General features: G+C 35.8%; 5 protein-coding genes. All 5 read left to right on the top strand.

Translation table 11 applies throughout. From position 1 onward, the window contains the following. Window positions 1–260: 260 nt before the first annotated feature. Window positions 261–1,094 carry a hypothetical protein gene (locus M0P98_09090; GenBank protein ID MCK9267001.1) on the top strand — a complete coding sequence of 278 codons (834 nt, stop codon included), beginning with the start codon at window positions 261–263 and terminating at the stop codon, window positions 1,092–1,094. Continuing rightward, on the top strand, window positions 1,091–2,098 hold the full coding sequence (gene amrS, locus M0P98_09085) for an AmmeMemoRadiSam system radical SAM enzyme (protein ID MCK9267000.1): 1,008 nt from the start codon (window positions 1,091–1,093) through the stop codon (window positions 2,096–2,098). Before M0P98_09090 ends, amrS begins: the two co-directional genes overlap by 4 nt. Before the next feature lie 11 nt (window positions 2,099–2,109). Continuing rightward, the gene (locus M0P98_09080; GenBank protein ID MCK9266999.1) at window positions 2,110–3,204 is read left to right on the top strand and encodes a zinc-binding dehydrogenase; all 1,095 of its coding nucleotides are present in this window, start codon (window positions 2,110–2,112) and stop codon (window positions 3,202–3,204) included. Continuing rightward, complete coding sequence (locus M0P98_09075) at window positions 3,201–4,961, top strand: FAD-binding protein (protein ID MCK9266998.1); 1,761 nt, start codon at window positions 3,201–3,203, stop codon at window positions 4,959–4,961. The genes M0P98_09080 and M0P98_09075 overlap by 4 nt, the downstream gene beginning before the upstream one ends. Window positions 4,962–5,015: 54 nt before the next feature. Continuing rightward, window positions 5,016–5,642, top strand: a 627-nt coding sequence (locus M0P98_09070) for a neutral/alkaline non-lysosomal ceramidase N-terminal domain-containing protein (GenBank protein MCK9266997.1), incomplete at its 3' end; no start/stop codon positions are given.

Here is a 5,642-nt window from a genome sequence, read left to right as displayed (position 1 = left end):
GTAATTTATCTTGCGAGCTTTACCCGCCGAAGCCTTGGCGTAGGAGGGGTTTCTTAACGTGGCAATCTCGCCGAAGGCGGAAAAGGAATGGGAATAAACAATAATAAGGATAAATACGAGGGTTGCCGCAGTCACACAAAGCATTCTTCGCAACGACACAAAACAGTAATAAAAAGTGAAGTATGTGTATTTATACAATTCTATTTTATAAAACTTAGACTTTTTTTGACTGGCACCTTACAGAATGATAAAATTGGAGTATGAAAAAAATATATAAATTTCTGATACTTTCTATTCTTTTTGTTGTCACTTCTAACGCAACAAGCGACCAGTCTTTAATTTTGAAACGAAATATTTTTTCTGCCCCTGTTCCACCCCCACCTCCAGCCCCAAAAGATATTGTTAAAACAAGTATTTTAAGACCAACACCGTTACCTGAACTGAGTAGTTTACTTGAACTTAGAGGAATTGTATATTTAAAAGAGAGTTATTCCCGTGCAATTATTTTTTTGAAGAAGAAGAATGAAGAACTGGTTTTTAGTGAAGGCGATTTTTTTGAAGAAGCAGAACTTGTATCTATTGAAGAAAACCAGGTTTTTTTCGATTATGACGGTAAGAAAACCTCTCTTAAACTTATACAACCAGATAAAGGGGGGCTTATTGAGGTTGTGCCTGGGGTAGGGGTGAATGTAAAGGTTAACCCTCAACAAATAAACACCCCTTATATACAGGAGAGTCAGCAGGCAATAAATTTTAACGAGCCGGTTAACGAGCCAATAGTTGTCCATTTTGATACTGCTGTTAGAGAGATGATGAACGAGCCAGAAACAATAAAGAACCTAAACATCTCCCCAAGTATACAAGATGGCAAGATAAATGGGTTCAAGGTTACCAATATCCCGCCAGATAGTCAACTTATCAAGTATGGACTTGAAAATGGCGATATTATTAAAAAAGTTAATGGTACTTTAATTGATAGCGTAGCAAGAGGGTATGCTGTATATAACCAGATAACAAGAGAACGTGCTGAAATTGTTACTGTAGAAATTTTAAGAAAAAATACACCTAGAACTTTTACTTTTAAACTCCGATGAAAGAAGCAATATTTTGGCAAAAAAACAATGGTAGTAAGGTAAAGTGTCTTTTATGTAACCATTTCTGTGTTTTAGGAAAAGAGCAGGTAGGTATTTGTGGTGTTAGACAAAATATAGATGGAGTTCTATATTCTCTTGTTTATGGAAACCTTGTAGCAGAAAATGTTGACCCTATAGAGAAGAAACCATTTTTCCATTTTTTACCCGGTTCTCTTTCCTATTCTATTGCTACTGCTGGGTGTAATTTTAGATGCGATTTTTGTCAGAACCATAATATATCACAGATTGTTTCAAAGAACGGTGTCCCTTATAGTGTTGCAACAACACCTGCAAAAGTTGTATCTAATGCCTTAAATTTTGGTTGCCAGTCTATCTCTTATACCTATACTGAACCAACAGTTTTTTTTGAGTTTGTTTTTGATACTGCAAAGGTAGCAAAAGATAAGGGGCTTAAAAATTGTTTTGTAACTAATGGTTATATGAACAAAGATGTAATTAAAGAGGTTTCTCCTTACCTTGATGCTGCAAATGTTGATTTGAAAGGCGATGAATTGTTTTATAAAAAAAAGTGTGGAGCAAAACGGAGTCCTGTTGTTGATAATATAAGATTTATGAAAGAGTTGGGTATATGGGTTGAGGTGACAACTCTTTTAATACCCGAATATAACGATTCAAAATCTCAGATTGAAGAACTTGCAGAAATAATAGCAGGTATTGATTCAAATATTCCTTGGCATATAAGCAGGTTTTTTCCGACATATAAAATGAGTAACCATTATCCTGAATCTATTGAAAAACTTGTTGAAGCAAGAAAGATAGGTATGGATAAGGGACTCAGGTATGTTTATACAGGTAATGCGCCAGGGGTTGAAGAAGACGGGACTTTCTGTTACTATTGTAAGAGTTGTTTAATTAGAAGGGATGGATACACCCTTGTTGAAAGTAGGGTTGTTGATAACAAGTGTAGTGTTTGTGGTAGCACCGTAGATGGTGTTTTTAACTAAAGGTGTGAAAAATGAAATTTAAAGCAGCCATAATAGAAAAGTTTAATGAAGGACCTAATATAAGAGAGTTTGAAATAGAACCTCTTAAAAAAGGGGAACTTCTTGTAAAGATTGAATCAGCTGGGGTATGTGGTTCGGATTTACATATTTTTTCCGGAAAAGACCCTCGAATTACTCTCCCTATGATACCCGGTCATGAAGGTGTTGGAGTTGTTGCAGATTTGAGAGATGATAGATATGATGTCAGAGGTAAACCTTTATGCGAAGGTGATAGGATAATTTGGGACAGAGGTATTGTTTGCGGAAAATGTAGATACTGTCTGATAGAAAAACGACCTTATCTTTGTGTTAATAGAAAAGTTTATGGTATAACTTTTGATATCAATGACGAGTCTTTCCCTAACGGATGTTATTCAGAGTATATTAAACTTTCTGAAGGAACAAATGTAATCAAAGTTAGTAAAGATATATCGCCCGAGGTTCTTGTTCCTGTTGGGTGCTCTGGGGCAACTTCTTTTCACGCTGTAGAAGAATCAGGATTGTGTGGAGGTGGAAATGTTCTTATACAGGGCCCAGGACCGTTGGGAATTTTTACGGCATTGTTCTGTAAAGAGCGTGGAGTTAAAAGGATTATTATGACGGGAAGTTCAAAAAGTAAAACTCGTATGGAACTTTCCATGAGTTTTGGGGTGAATCATCTGTTGTATAGAGATAAAATGACTCTTGAAGAACAGATAGATTGTGTAATGGATTTGACAGAAGGGGAAGGTGTGGATGCTGTTTTTGAGATGGCTGGAACTAAGAGTGCGGTTGAAGATGGGCAAGATTTTATCAAGTACGGAGGTGTATATGTAATTGCTGGGATATCTGTGCCTGTTGGAGGAGTTGGGATTAAGGTTTATGAAAATATTGTTAGGAAAAATGGAACTATAAAAGGTGCCTGGGTTAGTGATACATCTCACCTTGTGAAAACACTTGAAATTTTGGAAGAAAATAGATACCCTTTTGAGAAATTAGTTTCCAAAAAATTCCTTCTTAACCAAGCAAGAGAAGCTATTGAGAGCGTTGATGATAGGGATATATTAAAATCGGTGATTATGTTATGAAAATAGATACTATTTCTTGTGATGTTTTAGTGGTAGGCGCTGGAGGAGCGGGGCTTAAAACTGCCGTTACACTGCTAGAAAACTCAAAATCTTTAAAAGTTTCTATTGCGGTTAAAGGTCAGATTGGTAAATGCGGAGTTACAGCAAACGCTGTATCAGATAGAATGGCTTTCCATGCTACCTTACCTTACACTATGCCTAATGAGAAAGATAATTGGGTATACCATTCTAATGATATTTTTGAGATAGGGAGACTTGTAAGCGACCTACCTCTTGCCAAATATTTAGCCAAAGATTCAGCGGAAGCAATATCCTACCTTGATGGATTAGGTGTCCCTTTTGTTAAAGACGATAAAGGTAGATTAGTACAGTTCCTAACTGACGGCTCTGTGTACCCGAGAGCTTGTTATACTGGACCTTATACTGGGATAGATATTGAAAAATATCTTTTAAAAAGATTGATGAGATATAAACCTGATATACTTGAAAATTTTATGGTTATAGATATAGTAACCAACGAAGAGAAGGGTGTTGAGGGTGCTGTATGTGTTGATAAAGCAAATAAAATATATTTTGTTAAAACCAACTATATTGTTCTTGCAACCGGTGGAGCGGGAGCAATATATAAAAACAACTGTTATCCAAGCGGAATGACCGGCGACGGGTATGGCGCAGGTTTGCGTTGTGGAACTGAACTTGTTAATATGGAATTTATACAGTTTGGTATATGTAGCCGTAAACTTAATGTTGCTTGTTCAGGTAGTTTTATGAGAGCAATACCTCGAATTGTTAACCAAGAAAATAAGGAAGTGTTAAGGTCAATATATAATCAACCTAACGATATTTTTAGGGTCGTCTTTAGAAAAGGTGCAAGTTGGCCTGTATCTAATGAGGAAGAGAGTAAAATAATTGATATTATAGCTAACAGAGAAGAACCTCTTTTTCTTGATTATACAGAGAACCCTTTTGGATGGGAAGATTCAAATATTCCGCAAGATATAAAAGAGTGGTATACCGAAAGAGGGTTAAAACTTAATAAAGAAACACCTTTTCAAAGGCTAAAGTTTATTAATCCTGATATATACAACCATTTCTTAAGGCGTGGTATAGATTTATCTAAAGAAAAAGTTGAAATCTTTGGAGCAGCGCAACATTTTCAAGGTGGTATAAAAATAGATAGGTATGGAGAAAGTTCAGTAGAAGGACTTTTTGCTTGTGGGGAATCAGCAGGAGGGCAACACGGGGCTAATCGGCCAGGAGGTAACGCACTCCTTGATACACAGGTGTTTGGTCAACGGGTTGCTAAAGAAATTCTTAAAAGATTTTTAAATACACGTGGAAACAGAGCTGGTTTTCGGGTAAGAAAAGATTTTTTTGATAAATATATAGGGGATTTTTCTGAAACAAAATTAAAAGAGTTATTCTCATCTTTAAAAGAAAAGATGTCTTTATACGCATCTGTTGTGAGAGAAGAGAAGCAACTTGTTGAACTTGAAAAGTATTTGGTTTCATTAAAAGAGAGTATTTCACCTTCAAAAAATTTGAGGTTATATTTTGAGTTTTATAATGCGTTACTAACATCTATTTGTGTGGTAAAAGGGTGTCTTAAAAGAGAAGAATCAAGGGGGCCTCATTTATTCTGGAAAGGAGAAACTCTTGTTCCATCAGAAAAATCGTTCGACTATTTTTATTTTGTTAATAGTTTGAAACAAGATAAAATAAGAACCTCTAAAAGAAAAGTAAAAAAAAAGAATTAAAACCTATAAATCAATGACCCCTCGTTAAAAACGCGCGGGGTAAAGGAGAGAAAGATGAGATTCGGGATAGACAGAACAAGTATCACTCCAGATTGGCCAAGTTATATGGCTGGTTATGGAGCAAGAAAAGATTTGAGTGATGGAGTACATGACCCCTTAACGTTTACTTCTCTTATTTTGGAAGAAAAAGGTAAAAAAGTTTTTATTGGTGCTGTTGACCTTATTGGGCTTGGAAGGGGATTATCTTTAAAGTTGAGAGAAAATATTGCTAAAATTCTTGGCGTGAACTTATCTGATGTAATGATAAACTGTTCGCATACTCACGGTGGAATAAAATTAAGACCTTCCGATTATGAAGTAGACAATACTGCTCAGGACTCTGTAATAAAAAAGAATGTAGAACTCCTTGAAACAAAGGTTTATGCATCTGTAAAAAAAGCAATAGAAAAAATGGAGGAAGGAGAACTTTTTTATGGTGAGGGTATTACAACTGTTCCTATGAACAGACGGCTTTTGTATAAAGGTGTTGTTGAAAATATGCCTAACCCAGACGGTAAGGTTGATGATGCTTTGAAGGTTTTAAAGATTACAGACAAAAATGGTGATGTAGCGGCTGTTATTACAAGGGTTTCGTGTCATCCGGTAGCAACAGGAGCAAAACATCTTCTTACTGCTGACTAT

Source organism: bacterium (assembly GCA_023230585.1).
Classification (GTDB): domain Bacteria; phylum Ratteibacteria; class UBA8468; order B48-G9; family JAFGKM01; genus JALNXB01.
The sequence above is the reverse complement of the archived record's forward strand: the minus strand, read 5'-3'. Positions and strand labels throughout refer to the sequence as shown.